Raw genomic sequence first — 816 nt, 5'->3', positions numbered from 1 at the left:
CTAAGGGGCTGGCAACGCATAACACCAAACTCAAACACAACAACCGTAACCACCGCGGCTCAATGGGACTGGAAACGCCACGCGTTGACAGTCCCTCTTGAGGCGTTTGTTATACGCCTATTTCAGTACACCCGATTGAACTGCGTCATTGAGCCTAGACTCGACTTCTCGCCACAACAAATTACTACCTTTGGAAATGCGTTCGCCATTAAAAGCAAAAACTTTTTCTTTGGGTATATTGTGTTTTTTCCAGCCATGACCTTCACCATGAATGTTGTGAAGTAAAGGTGGAACTCGGTCGATTGCCTTAGCAAAGCTTGCTTCGGGGCTTACACCTTCTTCAAACTCTTCCCAAAGATTAGAAAACTCTTCTCGGCTTGCTTCAGGTAAAAGTTGAAATAACTTCTGTATGCACGACCTTTCTAGTTGTTTGTTTTCTTCTGTTTCAGCAGAGTAAATAACCGTATCACCTGCCTCAATTTCACCCAAGTCATGGATGAGTAGCATTTTCATGACACGAACAATATCAACTGGTTCATTAGCAAAATCTTTGAGTAAAAGAGCACTCAGGCAAACATGCCAGCTATGTTCTGCTGAGTTCTCATATCTATCTAACCCTACAGGTTTAGTTTGTCGTTCTATCGATTTAAGCTTCTCGACCTCTACCATAAAGTCGATTATTCCCTTAATTTCTTCCACGCTAAGTCCTTTTTGATGCTCAATATTTGATTGGCGTATAACGCCCGGCTAAGGGGTTGACAACGCACCGCCGAACTTAAAAAACACACTGTAAACACTGAACTTCAATTTTGCACT

1 protein-coding gene is annotated in these 816 nt (G+C 42.5%); it reads right to left on the bottom strand.

Features of this window, described 5'->3' with window-relative positions; all coding sequences use genetic code 11:
* Positions 1 to 117 precede the first annotated feature (117 nt).
* Positions 118 to 699 (bottom strand): HD domain-containing protein, encoded by a 582-nt coding sequence (locus PL85_RS17620; RefSeq protein WP_115340111.1) that lies wholly within the window; start codon positions 697 to 699, stop codon positions 118 to 120.
* Positions 700 to 816: the final 117 nt, after the last annotated feature.

Source organism: Vibrio anguillarum (assembly GCF_001989995.2).
Taxonomy (GTDB): Bacteria; Pseudomonadota; Gammaproteobacteria; order Enterobacterales; family Vibrionaceae; genus Vibrio; species Vibrio anguillarum.
Note: the sequence above shows the minus strand (reverse complement) of the source record. Positions and strands in the feature narration are given on the sequence as shown.